General features: G+C 38.1%; 20 protein-coding genes and 3 pseudogenes. 15 read left to right on the top strand and 8 right to left on the bottom strand.

The window, feature by feature from the left end; genetic code table 11:
• Positions 1–72: 72 nt before the first annotated feature.
• A complete protein-coding gene (locus tag BQ5364_RS00605; protein ID WP_071143440.1) occupies positions 73–300 on the bottom strand; it encodes a tRNA wybutosine-synthesizing protein 3-like protein in 228 nt (75 codons plus the stop codon).
• 77 nt (positions 301–377) lie between these two features.
• Between BQ5364_RS00605 and BQ5364_RS00600 the strand changes: the two genes are divergently transcribed.
• On the top strand, positions 378–617 hold the full coding sequence (locus tag BQ5364_RS00600) for a hypothetical protein (protein WP_071143439.1): 240 nt from the start codon (positions 378–380) through the stop codon (positions 615–617).
• A 336-nt stretch (positions 618–953) separates the two neighbouring features.
• Here BQ5364_RS00600 and BQ5364_RS00595 read toward each other — a convergent pair whose 3' ends face one another.
• The 7 genes and pseudogenes from BQ5364_RS00595 to BQ5364_RS17610 all read right to left on the bottom strand — a co-directional run bounded on the left by BQ5364_RS00595 (position 954) and on the right by BQ5364_RS17610 (position 5712).
• Positions 954–2120 carry an XRE family transcriptional regulator gene (locus BQ5364_RS00595; RefSeq protein ID WP_071143438.1) on the bottom strand — a complete coding sequence of 389 codons (1167 nt, stop codon included), beginning with the start codon at positions 2118–2120 and terminating at the stop codon, positions 954–956.
• A gap of 340 nt (positions 2121–2460) precedes the next feature.
• Positions 2461–2952 carry a hypothetical protein gene (locus BQ5364_RS00590; RefSeq protein WP_004614024.1) on the bottom strand — a complete coding sequence of 164 codons (492 nt, stop codon included), beginning with the start codon at positions 2950–2952 and terminating at the stop codon, positions 2461–2463.
• Positions 2952–3416, bottom strand: coding sequence for a hypothetical protein (locus BQ5364_RS00585; protein ID WP_004614025.1), 465 nt, complete (start codon positions 3414–3416; stop codon positions 2952–2954). Before BQ5364_RS00585 ends, BQ5364_RS00590 begins: the two co-directional genes overlap by 1 nt.
• Before the next feature lie 487 nt (positions 3417–3903).
• On the bottom strand, positions 3904–4212 hold the full coding sequence (locus BQ5364_RS00580) for a hypothetical protein (protein WP_004614026.1): 309 nt from the start codon (positions 4210–4212) through the stop codon (positions 3904–3906).
• Between the two features lie 35 nt (positions 4213–4247).
• Positions 4248–4982, bottom strand: coding sequence for a hypothetical protein (locus tag BQ5364_RS00575; protein ID WP_042741426.1), 735 nt, complete (start codon positions 4980–4982; stop codon positions 4248–4250).
• 369 nt (positions 4983–5351) lie between these two features.
• A pseudogene (locus BQ5364_RS00570) lies at positions 5352–5510 on the bottom strand (helix-turn-helix domain-containing protein); the annotation flags it as partial.
• Position 5511: 1 nt separating this feature from the next.
• A complete protein-coding gene (locus tag BQ5364_RS17610; protein WP_136017779.1) occupies positions 5512–5712 on the bottom strand; it encodes a hypothetical protein in 201 nt (66 codons plus the stop codon).
• Positions 5713–5860: 148 nt separating this feature from the next.
• Here BQ5364_RS17610 and BQ5364_RS00565 point away from each other — a divergent pair, with 148 nt between their 5' ends.
• The 14 genes and pseudogenes from BQ5364_RS00565 (at position 5861) to BQ5364_RS00505 (ending at position 18309) form a co-directional block, all read left to right on the top strand.
• A complete protein-coding gene (locus BQ5364_RS00565) occupies positions 5861–6304 on the top strand; it encodes an ATP-binding protein (protein WP_071143436.1) in 444 nt (147 codons plus the stop codon).
• 67 nt (positions 6305–6371) lie between these two features.
• Positions 6372–6587 carry a hypothetical protein gene (locus BQ5364_RS18405; RefSeq protein ID WP_071143435.1) on the top strand — a complete coding sequence of 72 codons (216 nt, stop codon included), beginning with the start codon at positions 6372–6374 and terminating at the stop codon, positions 6585–6587.
• 300 nt (positions 6588–6887) lie between these two features.
• Positions 6888–9941 carry an SrtB-anchored collagen-binding adhesin gene (locus BQ5364_RS00555; RefSeq protein ID WP_071143434.1) on the top strand — a complete coding sequence of 1018 codons (3054 nt, stop codon included), beginning with the start codon at positions 6888–6890 and terminating at the stop codon, positions 9939–9941.
• A gap of 12 nt (positions 9942–9953) precedes the next feature.
• The gene (locus BQ5364_RS17215) at positions 9954–10232 is read left to right on the top strand and encodes a hypothetical protein (protein WP_083382593.1); all 279 of its coding nucleotides are present in this window, start codon (positions 9954–9956) and stop codon (positions 10230–10232) included.
• Positions 10180–10506, top strand: a complete 327-nt coding sequence (locus BQ5364_RS00550) for a YdcP family protein (RefSeq protein ID WP_032684675.1) — start codon at positions 10180–10182, stop codon at positions 10504–10506. The genes BQ5364_RS17215 and BQ5364_RS00550 overlap by 53 nt, the downstream gene beginning before the upstream one ends.
• 15 nt (positions 10507–10521) lie before the next feature.
• The gene (locus BQ5364_RS00545; protein WP_071143433.1) at positions 10522–10905 is read left to right on the top strand and encodes a YdcP family protein; all 384 of its coding nucleotides are present in this window, start codon (positions 10522–10524) and stop codon (positions 10903–10905) included.
• Between the two features lie 101 nt (positions 10906–11006).
• Positions 11007–11771 (top strand): MBL fold metallo-hydrolase, encoded by a 765-nt coding sequence (locus BQ5364_RS00540; protein WP_071143432.1) that lies wholly within the window; start codon positions 11007–11009, stop codon positions 11769–11771.
• A 98-nt stretch (positions 11772–11869) separates the two neighbouring features.
• A pseudogene (locus BQ5364_RS00535) lies at positions 11870–12655 on the top strand (ATP-binding protein); the annotation flags it as partial.
• A gap of 732 nt (positions 12656–13387) precedes the next feature.
• Positions 13388–15208 (top strand): group II intron reverse transcriptase/maturase, encoded by a 1821-nt coding sequence (ltrA, locus tag BQ5364_RS00530; protein WP_071143431.1) that lies wholly within the window; start codon positions 13388–13390, stop codon positions 15206–15208.
• A gap of 115 nt (positions 15209–15323) precedes the next feature.
• Positions 15324–15932: pseudogene (locus BQ5364_RS00525) on the top strand (ATP-binding protein); the annotation flags it as partial.
• A gap of 183 nt (positions 15933–16115) precedes the next feature.
• Positions 16116–17312, top strand: coding sequence for a MobT family relaxase (gene mobT / locus BQ5364_RS00520; protein WP_054344576.1), 1197 nt, complete (start codon positions 16116–16118; stop codon positions 17310–17312).
• An 11-nt stretch (positions 17313–17323) separates the two neighbouring features.
• Positions 17324–17458, top strand: coding sequence for a DUF3789 domain-containing protein (locus tag BQ5364_RS00515; protein ID WP_004613607.1), 135 nt, complete (start codon positions 17324–17326; stop codon positions 17456–17458).
• The gene (locus tag BQ5364_RS00510; protein ID WP_002317729.1) at positions 17459–17680 is read left to right on the top strand and encodes a hypothetical protein; all 222 of its coding nucleotides are present in this window, start codon (positions 17459–17461) and stop codon (positions 17678–17680) included.
• Between the two features lie 212 nt (positions 17681–17892).
• Positions 17893–18309 carry a YjdF family protein gene (locus tag BQ5364_RS00505; RefSeq protein WP_054344575.1) on the top strand — a complete coding sequence of 139 codons (417 nt, stop codon included), beginning with the start codon at positions 17893–17895 and terminating at the stop codon, positions 18307–18309.
• Positions 18310–18358: the final 49 nt, after the last annotated feature.

The raw sequence follows: 18358 nt of genomic DNA, 5'->3' as shown, positions 1-18358 counted from the left end.
TACCTGCTTGCAAGTAAAGTATAACACGGGTACTTTTTGTCATTCAATCTATTTCTTACAACTGCACCGATTTTATGCGATTGTCTGCTTTGCTTTTTCCAGCATAACATCTGTCAGAAGTTCTCCCATTGTCTTTCCCTTTTCGGAAAAATGCTCTTTTATAACAATCTTTGTTTTTCCTCTGTTGTCAATGCCACGCTTATTATTTGTCTTTTCCTGCCTTGTTTTTACAATATCAGCAATAACACATACCCCCTTTCTGTAAAAATCTTTTCTAAGCAATTCAACGGCTTTTGTCATAGCCCACAGGAGTTCCACCTCTGCATAGTTCTTATGTAGCCGTACCCATTGCGTGCGACGCTCTGAACGCTCAAGCTGTGGCTGTACGGGAGTATCATTATCAGACAGGACAGGTCATGGCGATAAAAGAGAACAAATCTTTTACAGGAACACAAATAAGTTGTCGCTCGCTTTTGCAGGGGAAAGGTCATGGCGTATCTGTTTCAACGGCTCGCTGTCTGTCAAACGTATTGAACTGCTTTATTCAGTTGTCAAAGAACATGAAAGAAGAAAATCGTCTTTCCTATATACCGCGTTGGAAAAGAGCAGAAGCGTAACCAATCTTCAAAACTTTTCTCTTTTCCTGCACCATATAGGGAAAGAAAGTGTCATTCTGCTAAGTTGGTGATGAAAAAATCTGATTTTCTTTTCACACCCTAACTACCCATGCAACACTATTACTACCAACTATGGAATGAAAGATTTTCTTTGCTCCATATAGGGAATGGAAACTACGGATTGTTAAGTTGAAATTGAAAATCGTTTCTTCTTTCACATCATATAGGGACAGCAACCACCGATTTAATGACCTGTTTTCAAAAAAAGTCAGATTTCCTTTCCTTGCACCATATCTGTACGCAAGTAACCGTTTTGTTGCAGATTTTTTGAAGAAATTAAAAAATACCGTCATTCCCTTGTGGAACAGCGGTATCTTTCTCAATCATATCTGCTATGTCTGTTGTCATTTGTTTAATTTTTAATTCCTGCTTTTCTGTTAGTCTTGTATGTCTGTCGATTTCTTCCAGATAATTTGCTCCTGTTTTCTTTTCAATCTCTTTTATCATCAATAAAGAGGGCATGACCTGTCTTTCTAACCAGCGTTTTGTTTTCTCCATATTGACAGCAACAGGCGTCATAATAAACGGAAGTGAGGTCGTTACATTATCTAAAAATATATCCCATAAAATATAATCGGGAAAATCTATCTGTGTGAGGATAAGGCTTGCTATGGTCTGTTCGGGATTTCTTGTAAAAACAAGTTGTTCTATCGTTTGTTCTGCTTTTCCATTTTTTAAACGAATTTCAAAGCGGTTCTTAATGTTTGTTTTTATACCTTTGCTTTTTTGTTCCTTTTCTTTTTCATACAGGCAAAAGTAGATGGAACTATTCTTTGAACCGATATAAAAGGTTTTTGCAGTATCTCCATGTGTACCCGATAATTTCCCGCTGTCTACTGCTTCATGGGTTCTTGAACGTTTCCATACCTTGTTGGCATAATAGCGTTCCCTTAGAATTTCTATATCCAGCAGTCCGCCCATATCATTGACCGCTAAATCTATGCGTTTAAAAACACCTTGATAATCTATACAACATCTTAAAAAGTAATACCAGTCTATCCCTCTTGCCTGTAAAACATATTCCAAGTTCCGACACCCCATACCTCTTAATTCCAATAAAACACCCATAGAACTATCTTTAGAAGCATTTACACTAATATCCCCATAGACATACTGTTCTTCATAGCCATACATTCCGTAATCTTCATGGATAAAATATTCGCTCTTCATTGCCAGTACATTTTTTATAATTTCCAATGCGTCTGTGGTGGGAAAACGAACACGCAGGTAGTCAATCGTTAAAGTGAAAGGCTGAGTACAATTACAATAATCAAGATAATGCAAAAGTATATGTTTCATTTCTTTACTGGCTTTTGTTTTTCCGTTTTCAATTTCATTTAAGTTCTGCCTGCTGATTTGTAGTTCCTGTGCCAGTCGTGATTGCGAGTAATCACAGGCATTTCTCTTTTGCTTTAATGTTTCAATAAATTTTATATCATTCATGCTTTATTCCTCCAATCAAAAAAGGCATATACTCATAGGAGCATACACCTTGTATCTTATATTTATTTTCTATTGATATGCTGTTTTAGACCTGTCGGGTAGAAAAAATAGGGTGTGAAGTGAAATAAGTTCTTATAACCTTATAAATCGTTGCATATCAGCAGTTTTGTATTTGTTTTTGCTCTTGTCTTTTGTAATAGTACCCCCCTGTTAGATAACGGGGGCTTAATCTTCGCTCGCCACAGGCTCGCTCACAGACGAAGTGAACCAGCCACTTGCAAGACATGGCAGAAAAATCTGAGAGATTTTCCTGCCACCGTGTCTGGATCACTCCGTCTGTTTAATCATTTCCTTTATTTTCTTGTATAGGTACTCCATTTTTCTTCATGTATTCTATAAAAGACTCAGTCCCTATTAGCATTGCATCTAAATTTATTTTTTTCTCGTTCTGCACTATGATTTTTATACTACCGCTTGTACTGATTTCAATATATTCTATTTTTGTAATTGAAATCTTTCTTTTCTTCATAGGGTAAATAACAATCAATTCCTGTTCTTCTATAATTATTTTATATTTACTGATTGCCCATGCAGTAAAAGCACTAATAATCCCCATAACCAAAAACAAAATAGTAATACCAGTATCTTGCCATAAATATATAATAACCACTGAACATATCATAGAAATAATGAAACACCCATATAAAATTTTAGAAAATACAGGTGGAAAGCATAATTCTTTTAAATCCCCTTGCAATTTATACTTTTTGCTTGTTATCATAGATATTATTCCAAATACTAATGTCATAAAAAATAATCCTATTATTTTCATCACTTATTCTCCTTAATCTCTCCATATCTACTATTAGGTAAATATCTAACTCTCAGATATTCCCCCTTTTGTATTCCTTTACTATAAACAGTTACAAATATTTCTTTTTTAGTTTTATTATCCATAATTCCAATAGCTCTTGTTTTGTTTTTATCTTCATCACTATAATTCCAAGATGTTACTGTTCCCTCTACTTCAAGATAATTGCCAGAATTTATGTTTGGAAAATCCTGTACAGCAGGAAGAACTACCCGCAAAAACGCAGGAATCAAAATGATACCTATAATACCATTTGAAATCATATTCATCCTTTTTTCATTTCTCTTTACAAAATCTCTCATGTCCAATGGAGCATTTTCCCAACGAAAGATTTTTTTCTTTTTTATTATGTGATATAAAAACCATATTGTAAGAACAGATAACAATAAAGCTTCCATATATAAAACCATAATTATTCTCCCCATACTCTTTTCTCCTAGAAATTTCTTTGCAAATTGTTAACCGATTGATTTTTTATCTGATAATTTATTATATCATTTATAGAACTCACATGTCATTACTTTTCTGCTATCTGTCAAAATATTTTTTATCCCATGCCTTATCAAGAGTGCAAGCATTGCTTACGCAACAAGCTCTTGACAATTCATGCTCTAAAAAATGAAAGATAGTCAAGCAGAAAAAAGAACAAATTGTGCTGTGTTACAGCAACAAAAAAACATCTCATATTTTGTATGAAATGCCATTTTGCTTTTCTTTATGCTATTTTCTTTGTCGTATCAAGGTTCTTTCAATCGTAGTAAATTAGTGGTAAATTTCTTTTGTATTTTCATTCATATTGCTTAAAGTTCCTGCGTTTATGCGGATAATAGGATTTTTAATCTTTTTGGTATAAAAAAGCAGGAGACCTTTTCAGATTTCCTGCTCAGTAGAGTTGTGAAGATGTTATTGTTGTTATTTAATTTCAATGTTCGTCATAGTTACTAACCCAAGACGAACTAAAATAGTTTGTACGATACGACACCAAAAAATACCTAGAATCAGGAGCAAAGCATATAAAATAATTGACGCTTGTAAATATTGTCTGCCAAAGTGAATAAGAATAAGCAGTGGAGACATTAATATTACAAAGAATATAATGCTTGTAATTATTCTTTTTATGTTTTTTGTATCTGCTAAATCAAATTCAGCTCCACAAGAACATTCGTTAGGTATTCCTCCTTTTATTTCAGTACCACAGTTCATGCAATATAGTTTCTTCATTCTAATCACCTCTACAACCTGGAATTGTTCTATTATTATCTTTCAATTTCTATACTTAAAGATTTTCCAGATTTATCACTTTGAAAATTTTCATAATACCAAAAATAGAAAGGCTTTTCACAAAGTTCAAAATAAATAATTTCATCGGGTTTTTTATTTTCTATTTTTGTATTGTAAATATCTTCATCATGTACAAATCCATATAAAAAGCGACTATTGTCTGGACTGATATTTAAGTCTTGCAATCTATCACTTAATGCTAACTGTGATTTTAGTAACGACATCGTATCTTTGTCATACGGGCGGTCTTTCTTTATAACCTCATGTACACTTGTAATATGAGCATATCTCTTTTTACCATCTACTTCCTTAATTTTGAATTTTGAAAATGTCAAACTTGACTCTATATCGTTTTTTTCTGATATATACAAAACACTTTTATAGTTTTCGTTTTCAAACTCCTTTATAATCTTATCAATATGTGTTTTATATTCTTCGCCTTGTTCAAACTCAATAGAGGCACTTAACAGAGCATCCTGTATTGAGTTTGCATAATTTTTATCAGAAAGTAAACTTTCTTTTGAGTTTAAATCTTCTATTGGATAATATTTTGTTATTTCTTCCGGAACATATTTATCGTTCATTTCTGTTCTTTGTATTAAACTATTTCCACCTGTTATTTGACCTAAATATCCAAGCCCTAGAAAAACACTAAACACAAAAATAATTATTCCCAATATTATCCAAATTACCTTCTTTTGTTTAGTCATAAGATTAAGCCCTCTCAATTTATTGATTGTTAAATACAAATTTATATGTTTCTCTGTATTCACATTATACCATTTTCCACTACCCGCTACAATATTTCAAAATCTTAAGACTACTTTTTTCTGCTTTTGAAAAGCTACTTTACCGTCCATAATTTGTAAAGGGTGCCAAAGCATTGCTTACGCAACAAGCCCTTGACAAACCACAGCCTGATAAGTTTAGAGTAATCAAGCAGAAATGAAATAGTCTGCTGTTTCAAGGCAACGAAAAAGAGATACCAGCACATTTATGCAGTATTTCTAACTTAATCACACTATTCTTTTATTCGCAAGCAGGAAAACACAGGTTATTTCTTAATATCCTTTTGTTTGGGAAACTCCACGTTCCCATTTGCTAACTGTTTTATCTGATACATATAATTTTTCAGCCAAATCCTTTTGAGTTAAATTCTTTTCCTTTCTTAATTCGGTTACAAATAAACCAAATTTTTCATTACTAATCTGATACATATATCCACCTCCTGCACACATATTATAATGAGAGTGTGCATAAATCAATCGACCAGCAGTAGAATTGCAGAATATTAGCACATAATTCATCAAATAATCTCCCCATCATAAGCTCGACCGTGCTATCCGCTGTGGAAATAATACCGGTGCTTCTGTCTACGATGATAGAGGCATTCTCTTCTTGTAAAATGCAAAAATTGTCAAATTTTAATAGTTTCTGCATTTCAGTGCATAAACTTGAATAAGATTATAACATTCCATGATTTTGAAATAAGAGAAACCAAAAGTGCGTTAGGTGGCACACGCAGGCAAGCATTTGATAAAACCGGCGAACACTATGAACTCCAAGCGCTCACACTGTTCAGGCCTATGTGAATGCGCTACTGGAAGCATACTTCTTCTATGACATCAAGAGATTTAATATTAAAGGAAAGGAATTCTTACGTACTCTTGGAAAGTATTATATTGTTGATATCGGACTTAGAAACTATCTGCTTGGATTCAGGGATCGTGATAGCGGACATGCAATAGAAAATGTTGTTTACTTTGAACTGCTACGTAGAGGCTATGATGTCTCTATTGGTAAAGTGGATAATTCCGAAGTGGATTTTATCGCAACAAAAGTAGATGACAAACTTTATGTTCAGGTCACAGAGACCATGACCAGCAAAGATGTTCGCAAGCGAGAATTACCACCACTCCAGAAAATCAGCGATAACTACGAAAAAATAATTCTATCCTTAAATACCGGAATGGATTCTTCCTATGATGGTATTAAACCCATCAACTTGATTGATTGGTTGATTTCAGAATAAAAAAGAAATTTTTAAGAAAGCATCTCTTCAGAGGTGCTTTTCTTATACCCATTTTTAAAAGGAAGTGATGACCTATGGGATTCTTTCTGAATCTATTGCTGGTCTGCCAGTCCATGTATATCAATACACCGGTACCAGTGGCAAGGAAAAAACTATCAAACATCCGCTGTATCGACTGATTTACAATGAACCAAATCCGGAAAAGCTAACATCTAATCCACAGCCTAAACCCTACCGCAATTTTCCGGCCATCCACTTTTTCTCCAATCAGACCAAAAAATAGATATGTTTCCATATAAAAACACAATAAAAATCTGATTATCCGCTAAAACACAGTATCTATCAGCATTTTCAAGGGAACAAATACATCAATTTACTACTTATTTACTACCATTGAATGAGCCTTGATACGCCAGTTTTCCTAGATATGCAAAGATATGGTACAGCACATCAGTATTGAAACAAGAAAAAAATTGAATATTTTATAGACTATGGAACGCCTAAAATGACGTTCCTTTTCTATTTTCAGCCGTTCTTATTGGACGGCTATTTTATTACCCAAAATGAAAGGAGCATTAGATTTATGAAAAAGATGTTAAAACGATTGTGTACGGGCTTCTTAGCTCTTGCAACTGTCGTTACTGCTTTACCGACGACACCCGTCCATGCAGAAAGCAAGCAATACTGGACGGAGTCAAAGGAGCGTGTCGGTATCGTTGAAAAAGTAATGAATGACGGTTCGATTGGTTCTACTTTTAACGAGGGGCATTTGACCGTTGAGGGCGAGGACGCTTACTGTATCGACATTAACACAGATTTTAGAAACGGCTACAAAACCAGAGCTGACGTAAGCACCCGTATGAGTGCCGACCAGATAAGCGACGTTGCCTTATCTATCGAATATGTAAAACAGTACACAGACAGCCACAGCGGAATAAGCAACAATCACGCCTACCTTTTAAGACAGCTTGTTGTCTGGCAGAGATTGAGCGTACATCTTGGCTGGCAATGTGATAACGTGCGAGCTTCTTATGATGAAATTCCAAAGGCAACGCAGGACGAAGTTTTCTCTGGTGCGAAAGCCTTTGTCAAAGAGAATAAAGGACGCTATGAATGTGGCGGTTATATCTACTCTGGCGAGGGGCAGGAATTAGGGCAATTCTGGGCGAAGTTGAATGTCGGAAATGCTACACTTCAAAAGACTTCCAGTAATACCGGCATTACAGACGGTAACGAAAATTACTCTATTGCTGGTGCAACATACGGTGTCTTTGCTGATAAGGACTGCACAAAACAGCTTGCCACCCTTACGACTGATAAAAACGGAAATACAGATGTTGTAGAGGTAAAAGCAGGCACAATCTATATCAAGGAATTATCCGCACCAGCAGGATATAAGGTAGATAAAACTGTATATTCCTTAAAGGTTGAAGCTGGAAAGACAGCGACTTTGAAAGTATCTGATACGCCAAAAGTAACGGACACTTTGATTGAACTTTTCAAGATTGACATGGAAACACAGAAAAACAATCCGCAAGGGAACGCTTCTCTAGCAGGCGCGGAATTTACATGGAAGTATTATGCTGGCTTCTATAATAAAGACAATCTTCCTGCCGAAGCTACTCGTACATGGGTTACAAAGACAATCGCTGAAACAGACAGCGACGGGACAGCCCACTACATTACAAAATTAGCGGACGCATACAAGGTATCTGGCGACAGCTTCTATATGCAGGACAGCAAAGCGGTTCTTCCACTTGGGACGCTAACCGTAGAAGAAACAAAAGCTCCAAACGGCTACTTGTTAGAGGGAGCATATATGCAGGCTGGCGATAAGTCCGAACAGATTAAGGGCTTATATGTAACACAGATTACCGAGGACGGCGACCTTGCCGTACTATCTGGAAGTAACCAGTTTTCCGTATCAGACAAGGTTATCCGTGGCGGTGTGAAAATTCAGAAACGAGATTTAGAAACGGGCGATACCAAACCACAAGGAAGTGCCACTTTGAAAGATACTGCCTTTGACATTATTTCCCTAAATGATAATGCGGTATTGGTTGAGGGCAAGTTCTACAAGAAAAATGAAGTGGTAAAAACAATCCATACAGACCTTGAGGGTGTCGCTTCTACTTCTGCTGACCTTTTACCTTATGGAAAATTCCGTATCGTTGAAAGTGAAGCTCCCGACGGTTACTTAACTGACGGTGCAAAACCGATTGACTTTGCAATCACAGAGAATGGAAAAATCGTGGACTTAACCGACGAAGCCCACTCTATCTACAATCAGATTAAGCGTGGGGATATTGAGGGAGTGAAAATCGGTGCAGGCACACACAAGCGTCTTGCTGATGTTCCCTTTAGGATCACAAGCAAGACGACGGGAGAAAGTCATGTTGTAGTTACTGATGATAACGGGCAATTCTCCACTTCTGCTGAATGGACTTCTCATAAGCACAATACTAACGCAGGCAAGACCAGCGAGGACGGTGTGTGGTTTGGAACTTCTGAAGCAGACGACAGCAAAGGTGCATTGCCTTATGATACTTACATCATTGAAGAAATGCGTTGCGATAGTAACAAAGGCTTTGAACTTATCCCACCTTTTGAAATCGTGGTATCAAGAAATAACCTTGTGATTGATTTAGGGACTTTGACTGATGAATACGAAAAAGAAATCTCTATCCATACCACAGCGACCAGCAAAGACAGCGAAAAGACTATCCTTGCAGGAAAAGAGGTAACAATCGTCGATACTGTCAAATTAGACGGGCTTACAAAAGGTACAAAATATCAGCTCAAAGGCTGGCAGATGTTAAAGGAAGAAAATGCAGAGCTTATCATTGACGGAAAACGTGTGGAAAATGACTATACTTTTATCGCTGATGATGAAGAAATGAAAGTGGAAATTTCTTATACATTCAATGCGTCCGAGCTTGGCGGTAAAAATCTGGTAACATTCGAGGAATTATACGATTTAAGCAATCCAGACGAACCCGTGAAAGTTGCGGAACACAAAGACATTGAGGACGACGGACAAACTGTATTGATTACAGAACGTATCATCAAGATACATACGACTGCTACCGACAAAGACGGCAACAAAGAGATTGAAGCTGGAAAAGACGTTACAATCATTGATACCGTAACCTTAGAGGGCTTGGAAGTCGGTACACAGTACAAACTTGTAGGCTGGCAGATGTTGAAAGAAGAAAATGCAGAACTTCTTATCAATGGGAAACGTGTGGAAAGTGATTACACCTTTACCGCTGACAGCGAAACTATGAAAGCGGAAGTTGCCTTTACCTTTGACGCTACTTCTTTTGACGGCAAACAGCTTGTAACTTTTGAAGAATTGTACGATTTCAGCAATCCAGACGAGCCGAAGAAAGTTACGGAGCATAAGGACATTGAGGACGAGGGACAGACGATTACCTTTAAGGAAAAGCCAGAAGAACCAGAAGAACCAGAGAAACCCGAAACACCACAGACACCAGAAAAGCCTAGCAGACCGAACGACAGTCCCAAAACGGGCGACACCACAAATGTCATGGCGTTTCTTGTGATGTTGCTTACATCTGCTGGTGGACTGGCTGGAACATATCTTTACAAACGCCGTAAAATGAAGAAATCATAAGGCGGTAACGGTATGAGGAAAGAAAAATCACGTTCTCCGCCGAAGCTGTCAAATGGCAGACTTCCGCTTATTCTGGCTTGTCTGCCAACAACCTGCAAGAACACGGATAGTCAAGGGTGCGTAAGCATTTATTTTACCCTTTACTATCTGGGGGCTTGCTGGTACTTCCCAAACCGCCAGAATAAGAAATCACAATCAACAAACTTATCAAAAATAGAAAGAAACGAGGTAAAACAATATGGAAATGAAATATGTCGTGCCAGATATGGCACAGTCTTTTGGAACTCTTGAATTTGCAGGCGAAAGCGACCATGTTTTTGACAGAGATAAAGATAACCGCAGATTTTTCGCAAGAAGAAGCTACAACCTTTATTCAGATGTGCAGAGAGGGGAAAATGTTGTGGTAGAAATTCCCGTGCAGGCTGGCGAAAAGCATTTCAAGTATGAGCAGAAAGTAAAACTTGTCAATCCGAAGTTATACGGCAGAGGTTACGCAATCGGGGATATGGGACATACCGATTATGTGCTAGTTGCTGATGATATTGTAGCAGTTGAAGAAAAGTAAAGGAGTGAAGAATTTATGAGATTATCAAACGGGTTTGTTATTGACAGAGAGAAAACATTTGGAGAATTAAAGTTTACAGCGGTGCGTGATGTGTTCTTGCAGAATGAGGACGGGACACCGAGTACCCAGCTTAAAAAGCGTATTTATGATTTGAAGTGCAGTCTGCATGGTGGAATTATCCCCGTGTCCGTATCGCCAGAAGTGCCGTTAAGGGAATTTCCGTACAATGCAGTTGTGGAGCTTGTCAATCCCGTAGCCGATACGGTATCAAGAAAAACCTATACGGGTGCAGATGTGGACTGGTATGTAAAGGCAGAGGATATTGTATTGAAGAATAAAAGCAACCAGAACGCAGGCAATACACAGAACCATACACCGCAGGGACAACCGAAAAAATAGACTTGCTGAATAGATTTTCGTTGTAGAGGATATACGGAACTGTTATAATATGGGTATGAAGAAAGCGACAAATTAAAATTTTTAGGGAGTGAGAATAGTATATGGACAGTTGGTTTACCGTCGAACAAATAGACCAAGATACATTCGTCATCAGCGAATACAAACACTGGGAAGAAACACATTGTTATCTATTGTGTGGGACAAAAAGAGCCATTCTGATTGATACAGGTTTAGGTGTTTCCAACATCAGAGAGGTTATTGATGGATTGACGAAACTGCCCATTACAGTAATCACTACTCATGTTCATTGGGATCATATCGGTGGACATAAATATTTTCGGTCTATTGCAGTTCATGAAGCAGAAAAAGAATGGCTATCGGTCAAATTCCCTATACCTTTGCAAGTGGTAAAAAACAATATTATGTGCAATCCATGTGATTTCCCCTCGGATTTTAAGGTAGAGAAATATCAGATTTTTCAAGGGGTTCCGCAAATGATTTTACATGATGAAGATTGTATTGACTTAGGGAACAGAAAGTTGGTAGTTATTCACACGCCCGGTCATTCTCCCGGACATTGTTGTTTCTATGAAGCGGATAGAAAATATCTGTATTCCGGCGATTTGATATATAGCGGTTGCCTTGATGCTTTTTATCCATCAACAAACCCACAAGAATTTTGGAAGTCTGTTAGAAAAATTCAATCTTTAAAGATAAGTCGAATTTTGCCAGGGCATCATCATTTATCTATTCCAGTTACTATAATTGACAAGATAGAGACAGCTTTTCACAACTTGTCAAATGAAGGGAAATTGAAACAAGGGAATGGTATATTCAGCTATGAGGGGTTTCAAATCCATATCTGAAATGCAATCTTAGTTTTACAATTTTATATCCCTACACACAAAGCAGTTAGTCTTAGGATTGACTGTTTTTTTCATACCCAGAAAGGAGTGATTGATTTATGCGTATGATTTGGAACAAAGGACACCGTATCAGAGCCAGCGACAAGCACCTTGTTTATCATTTTTCCATAGAGACGCTTCTGTTTGTGTTCGTGGCAGTTCTCCTGCTACTGAATAGCAAACAGCTCATGCGTACCGACTGGGAGCATTTCAGCTTGTTAGAAAACGGCTTGACGCTTTCCCCTTACAACTTCATAACCATACTGATAGCGACTGGTGTTTGTGCATTGGTCGCTTTTGGGTATTACCGCTTCTGTTACGACAGTTTCAAGAAGCTACTGCACCGTCAAAAGCTGGCAAGAATGATACTGGAAAATAAGTGGTATGAAGCCGATACCGTACAAGACAGCGGTTTTTTTACTGACCTGCAAAGCAGATCAAGGGAAAAAATTGTCTGGTTTCCAAAGATTTATTATCAAATGGAAAAGGGACTGCTTCATATCCGCTGTGAAATCACGTTGGGAAAATATCAAGACCAGCTTTTACGGTTAGAGGATAAATTGGAAAGTGGCTTGTATTGCGAGCTGACCGACAAGACCTTACATGACGGCTATATCGAATATACCTTGCTTTATGATATGATAGCGAACCGCATTGCCATTGATGAAGTACGTGCAGAGAACGGCTGTCTTAGACTGATGAAAAATCTTGTCTGGGAATATGACGCACTCCCTCACGCTCTGATTGCTGGTGGGACTGGTGGTGGTAAAACCTATTTTTTGCTAACGCTCATTGAAGCCTTACTGCATACAAACGCTGTCCTTTACATCTTAGACCCGAAGAACGGTGCGAGACGTTTCTACTTGAAAAAAGTAGACACTGCACAATCAATTAAAATTGTGTTGGAGAACTGAACACACGAATAGTCGAATGATGGGGTAACGCCCTGAAAGGCTACTTTAATACTCCGACTGGCAGGATTATGAATAAACATAGGTCTGTCAGAAGCTCGGTGAAGTCGGCAGAGAGATACCGTAACAGATAGCGCTGTCGAAAGATACCCAGAGGTGGGGGTCGTATCCTATATGCCGGAAGTCTATAAAATATCTATGGTTAGTATGTAGATGAGCGGTCTACTGACGAATCTTTGAATGTACAGGTCTATATCGGGACTGGATAGAAATGTCCAGTGACACAAATAGTGTCGCTACTGTGGGTGAGTAAGACTCGTTTTTATGAAAACCCATATAATGTTACAGGCATTATCAAAGTAGCAGGCTTAGAGAAGAAACCTACGGATATATATGTACAGATAGTGTGTTTGGAACGTTGAAAGCTGGCAACATGGAGATTTTACTGTCTATGAAGTGTTCACATCATAAGGTTGTTGTGAGATTAGCAATAATATAAGGTGTGTTTATGCCAGTGAAAGTAGTGGCACAGTACCTATGAAACCGTGATAACAAACGGTGGAGGGATAGCCACTAGTCATTGAAGAATAGAATTACTAAGAATGGTATGGGTTCGAGTAAGACTAAGAGATGTACTTGCTCCTGTAATTAAGGAGGGTACAGACCATGCTAAAGAAAGACAAGCTCCGCTATAACGAATATTATGATATGCAACATATTTATGATGAGTTATACGCACAGAGCAAAAATGGTAATAACTTTTATAAGTTACTGGAAATTGTTGGTTCAGAACAAAATATCTGCTTGGCATACCGAAATTTAAAAACAAACAGCGGAAGCAAAACCGCTGGTACAGATGGGCTAACGATTGATGATATTAAACATTTGTGTGATGAAGATATTATTATGAAAGTCCGAAGCAGCCTGGATAATTACCAACCAAAATCAGTCAGACGGGTTTTTATTCCTAAATCTGGAAGCGATAAAAGGCGACCTCTCGGAATCCCCTGTATCTGGGACAGACTTGTACAACAATGTATCTTACAAGTCCTAGAACCGATATGCGAACCTAAGTTCCATAATCATTCCTATGGATTCCGTGCGAATCGAAGTGCCCACCATGCACTTGGCAGAGTAACCAGTTTGATAAACATATCAAAGTATCATTACTGCGTTGATGTAGATATTAAAGGATTCTTTGATAATGTCAACCACGGGAAATTGTTAAAACAGATTTGGACACTTGGCATTCGAGATAAAAGACTGATTTGCATTATTAGTAAAATGCTGAAAGCTGAAATTGACGGCGAGGGTGTTCCAGAAAAAGGAACTCCGCAAGGCGGTCTGTTAAGTCCCCTGCTCTCGCTCATAGTCCTTAATGAATTGGATTGGTGGGTAAGCAGTCAATGGGAAACTTTCCAGCCAAACCACCGTAATAAAAACGGTTGGTTTCAATATGCAAAGAAACATACGAGGTTAAAAAGTGGCTTTATTGTGCGTTATGCTGACGATTTTAAAATTATGTGTTCGACCTATGAAGAAGCACAGCGATTCTATCACAGTACCGTAGATTTTCTAAACAAAAGGCTGAAATTAGAAATCAGTCCAGAAAAATCAAAGGTAGTAAATCTGAAGAAAAATTCATCTGATTTTCTGGGATTCAAAATTAAAGTGATTCCAAAAGGGAAGACAAAACATGGATATGTTGCCAAAACAGATATGAACCAAAAAGCACTAAAGAAAGCAAAAACAAATCTAAAGTTAAAAGTCAAGGATATAGTCAGGCACACAACTACTTTCCAGATTGCACGTTATAATCTGGCGGTTATGGGAATGCAGAATTATTATTGTGTGGCTACGAATATATACAACAATTTAACAGAAGTAAGTTACGCTCTCTTACCGACCACCAGAGTTCGTTTTAAAAAGATTGCAAAGCTAATACCTTTTGAAACTACAAGTCAAGATTTCCAGATGAAAACAACTGGAATACGACCACAAACAAAAATTATTATGATTGCCGATACTCCTCTATTGCCAATCAACGGAGTAAAACACAAAAATCCGCTGAATTTCTCACAGGATATATGCAACTTTACAGAACACGGAAGAAGCAAAATACATGAGGAAATAGCATTGGTAACGAAAGGAGAGATACGGATTCTTTTAGAGTATAAAGACACCACAAAGAGTGTTGAATTTAATGATAATCGAATTTCGGTATTTATAGCCCAACAAGGCAATTGCTATATCACTAATCGAAGGCATAGCCCGACTGATATGGTTTGTATCTACAAGAATATTACCGAAACAGATAGAGATAAATACCAAAATCTTGTATTTGTTGAAATACCAATATCAAAAGCGATACTGACTGAATCAGTACAACAGGCGAAAATGTGGTTGATGAACTATGGCTTGAGCAGTCAACAAAAGAAAAAGCTGAACAAAATACGAGCGAACTATGGATACCAAGCAATAAAATAACCAGAACTTATGAATCTATTTGAATATGATGGAACGCCGTATGAAGCGAAAGTTTCATGTACGGTGTGAAGCGGGGGAAAACTTGGAGATAACATCAAAGAGTTACCTATCGCTATCTGACCTTGCAGACTTAGGAACGGTCATGCCAAACGTCTACCATACCAAAGAAGAAATGATAGACTGCGTCAATGCCTTTTATGAGGGCATGGTACAGCGAAGTGAGGAAATGAAGCGACACCCGAACTATAAGACGGGCAAAAACTACGCCTATCTGGGACTGCCACCCTGTTTTCTTATCTTTGATGAATATGTGGCGTTTTTTGAAATGCTGGGGACAAAGGAAAGTGTGAGCTTACTTAGCCAGTTAAAGAAAATCGTCATGCTAGGACGGCAGGCAGGATATTTTCTTATCGTTGCCTGCCAGCGTCCAGACGCAAAGTATTTCTCGGACGGTATCAGAGATAACTTCAATTTCCGTGTGGGACTTGGGCGTATCAGCGAATTAGGTTACGGTATGCTTTTTGGTTCAGATGTGAAAAAGCAGTTTTTCCAGAAACGTATCAAGGGGCGTGGCTATTGTGATGTGGGAACAAGCGTCATAAGTGAATTTTACACGCCTTTAGTCCCAAAAGAACATGATTTTTTGCAGACAATCGGTACTCTTGCACAAGCAAGGCAGGACGGGACGGCGACGTGCGAAGCGAAAGGCGACGGCACGGACTAGCCGTTGCTGGTGTGGCGTTAGCCACGCCAGCAGGTAAAACCCCTCGGTATCTAACAGAGGGGTACGTTTGCAAATAGACAATAGACGAAAAACATAGGAAACATAAGGCTTCTGGCATGGTTTCCTAGCAAAAATCAGCTGTGAAGTCGTCTGAAAAAACTTCACATTTTACAGATTGGGGGTATGGTTCTGAATGAAGAACAAGGGATAAAAGAATTACGGGAGAAACGGATTGCTTACGGTATCTCACAAGGCAGGCTGGCGGTGGCTTCTGGCATTACAAGGGAATATCTCAACAAGATAGAAAGCGGAAAAATGAAACCGTCAAAGGAACTTATGAATACTCTGCATAAGGAACTGGCAAGGTTCAATCCAGAAGCACCGCTTACCATGCTGTTTGATTATGTGAAAATTCGTTTTCCCACGCTGGATATACAGCATATCATCAAAGATATATTAAAACTGAATATCAATTATATGCTCCATGAAGATTACGGACATTACAGTTATACGGAGCATTATTCATTAGGGGACATCTTTATCTATACGTCGGCTGACGAAGAAAAAGGTGTCCTTTTAGAGTTAAAGGGGCGTGGTTGCAGGCAGTTTGAAAGTTACCTGCTGGCACAGCAAAGAAGCTGGTATGACTTCCTTATGGACGCATTAGTAGACGGTGGCGTGATGAAGCGTATCGACCTTGCTATCAACGACCATACGGGCATTTTGGATATTCCAGAGCTTGCGGAAAAATGCAGGAAACGGGAATATATCGGAAAGTCCAGAAGTTATAAGTTTTACCAGTCGGGCGAGCTTATCAAGCACAGAGAGGACGACAGAGAATATATGGGACGTACCCTTTATCTTGGTTCGCTGAAATCAGATGTGTATTTCTGTATCTATGAAAAGGACTATGAGCAGTACGTTAAGTTAGGGACACCGCTGGAGGAAGCCGACATTATCAATCGTTTTGAGATACGGCTTCGTAATGAACGTGCCTATTATGCAGTACGGGATTTGCTGACCTATTATGACGCAGAACAGACCGCCTTTTCTATCATCAACCAGTATGTGCGGTTTGTTGATGAACAACCCGACAAGCGAAAAAATGACTGGAAACTCAATGACCGCTGGGCGTGGTTTATCGGCGATAATCGGCAAAGTCTGAAACTGACGACAAAGCCAGAGCCTTATACCTTAGACCGCACATTGCGTTGGGTACAACGGCAGGTAGCACCGACCTTGAAAATGCTGAAAAAGATTGATAAGGGAAACGGTACAGACTACATGGAAACAATCGAAAAGCAGGCAACCTTGAGTGAAAAACATGAAATGATAATCAAACAGCAGACGACCCCTACAAAAGATTTGGTGGAAAGTTAGGAGTGATAAAAATGTGGGAATTAGTAAAAGACTTCCTGCTGGTATCTATGGGAATGGGTATCGGCGTAGTCTTGATGTGTATTTTGAGTGTTGGCAAAGAAGCTGACTATAAAATGAAACAATTAAAAGAAAGCGAGGACAATTAAATGAATTTCGGGCAAAATTTGTATCAATGGTTTTTAAGCAACGCACAGAGCTTAGTGCTTATGGCGATTGTGGTTATCGGTATCTACTTAGGGTTCAAGCGTGAGTTTTCAAAACTTATCGGCTTCTTGGTAGTTGCCCTTGTTGCTGTCGGATTGGTATTCAACGCTGGCGGTGTGAAAGATGTACTGTTAGAGCTATTCAACAAGATTATCGGTGCATAAAATTTTATTGTAGTGCTGATATGGAAATGGTATAATTTTTAAGAGAGATAATCAATCAAAAACGATTATCTAAAATGACAAAGATAAAAACGCAAAGCATTTTATTATGCGAGAGCTGGTAGGTAGCCCAGCCGTCCTATGTTTATAGGGTAAGTAACCTGCCCCTCCGGGTTGTCCGTTCTTTGTTTAGAAATAAACAAGGAGGGATTGATATGAAGACAATAAAATGTAAATTGACTGTGTATTTTGCAGAACCTTTTTGGATTGGAATTTTTGAACGAATTTGTGATGGCAAACTTTCCGTAGCAAAGGTAACATTTGGTGCAGAGCCAAAAGATTATGATATTCAAGAATTTGTGTTGAAACATTATTATGATTTACAATTTAGTCCAGCAGTTGAAACGATTGTAAAAAAGGATAAGAAAAATCCTAAAAGAGTTCTTAGAGATGTAAAGAAACAATTACAGAACAATGGAATTGGGACAAAATCGCAACAAGCTTTAAAATTACAACATGAATTAAAAAAAGAAGAATATAAATCTAATTCCAAACATAAAAAGCAAATGGAAGCAGAACAAAAGTTTAAGTTGAAGCAACAAAAGAAAAAAGCAAAACACAGAGGACATTAAATGATGTTGCTATATCATAAACTAAAATTTTATAAGTTCATATCTACAC

Source organism: Coprococcus phoceensis (genome assembly GCF_900104635.1).
Classification (GTDB): Bacteria; Bacillota; Clostridia; order Lachnospirales; family Lachnospiraceae; genus Faecalimonas; species Faecalimonas phoceensis.
The sequence above is the reverse complement of the archived record's forward strand: the minus strand, read 5'-3'. Positions and strand labels throughout refer to the sequence as shown.

Excerpts from the sequence above, each read along its gene's own strand:
- BQ5364_RS00575 (WP_042741426.1), bottom strand. The coding sequence starts at position 4,982 with ATGACTAAACAAAAGAAGGTAATTTGGATAATATTGGGAATAATTATT.
- BQ5364_RS00605 (WP_071143440.1), bottom strand. The coding sequence starts at position 300 with ATGACAAAAGCCGTTGAATTGCTTAGAAAAGATTTTTACAGAAAGGGG.
- BQ5364_RS17610 (WP_136017779.1), bottom strand. The coding sequence starts at position 5,712 with ATGCAGAAACTATTAAAATTTGACAATTTTTGCATTTTACAAGAAGAG.
- BQ5364_RS00505 (WP_054344575.1), top strand. The coding sequence starts at position 17,893 with ATGAAGACAATAAAATGTAAATTGACTGTGTATTTTGCAGAACCTTTT.
- BQ5364_RS00555 (WP_071143434.1), top strand. The coding sequence starts at position 6,888 with ATGAAAAAGATGTTAAAACGATTGTGTACGGGCTTCTTAGCTCTTGCA.
- BQ5364_RS00550 (WP_032684675.1), top strand. The coding sequence starts at position 10,180 with ATGGAAATGAAATATGTCGTGCCAGATATGGCACAGTCTTTTGGAACT.
- BQ5364_RS00580 (WP_004614026.1), bottom strand. The coding sequence starts at position 4,212 with ATGAAGAAACTATATTGCATGAACTGTGGTACTGAAATAAAAGGAGGA.
- BQ5364_RS00595 (WP_071143438.1), bottom strand. The coding sequence starts at position 2,120 with ATGAATGATATAAAATTTATTGAAACATTAAAGCAAAAGAGAAATGCC.
- ltrA (WP_071143431.1), top strand. The coding sequence starts at position 13,388 with ATGCTAAAGAAAGACAAGCTCCGCTATAACGAATATTATGATATGCAA.
- BQ5364_RS00540 (WP_071143432.1), top strand. The coding sequence starts at position 11,007 with ATGGACAGTTGGTTTACCGTCGAACAAATAGACCAAGATACATTCGTC.
- BQ5364_RS00545 (WP_071143433.1), top strand. The coding sequence starts at position 10,522 with ATGAGATTATCAAACGGGTTTGTTATTGACAGAGAGAAAACATTTGGA.
- BQ5364_RS18405 (WP_071143435.1), top strand. The coding sequence starts at position 6,372 with ATGACCTATGGGATTCTTTCTGAATCTATTGCTGGTCTGCCAGTCCAT.
- mobT (WP_054344576.1), top strand. The coding sequence starts at position 16,116 with ATGGTTCTGAATGAAGAACAAGGGATAAAAGAATTACGGGAGAAACGG.
- BQ5364_RS00515 (WP_004613607.1), top strand. The coding sequence starts at position 17,324 with ATGTGGGAATTAGTAAAAGACTTCCTGCTGGTATCTATGGGAATGGGT.
- BQ5364_RS17215 (WP_083382593.1), top strand. The coding sequence starts at position 9,954 with ATGAGGAAAGAAAAATCACGTTCTCCGCCGAAGCTGTCAAATGGCAGA.
- BQ5364_RS00510 (WP_002317729.1), top strand. The coding sequence starts at position 17,459 with ATGAATTTCGGGCAAAATTTGTATCAATGGTTTTTAAGCAACGCACAG.
- BQ5364_RS00585 (WP_004614025.1), bottom strand. The coding sequence starts at position 3,416 with ATGGGGAGAATAATTATGGTTTTATATATGGAAGCTTTATTGTTATCT.
- BQ5364_RS00590 (WP_004614024.1), bottom strand. The coding sequence starts at position 2,952 with ATGAAAATAATAGGATTATTTTTTATGACATTAGTATTTGGAATAATA.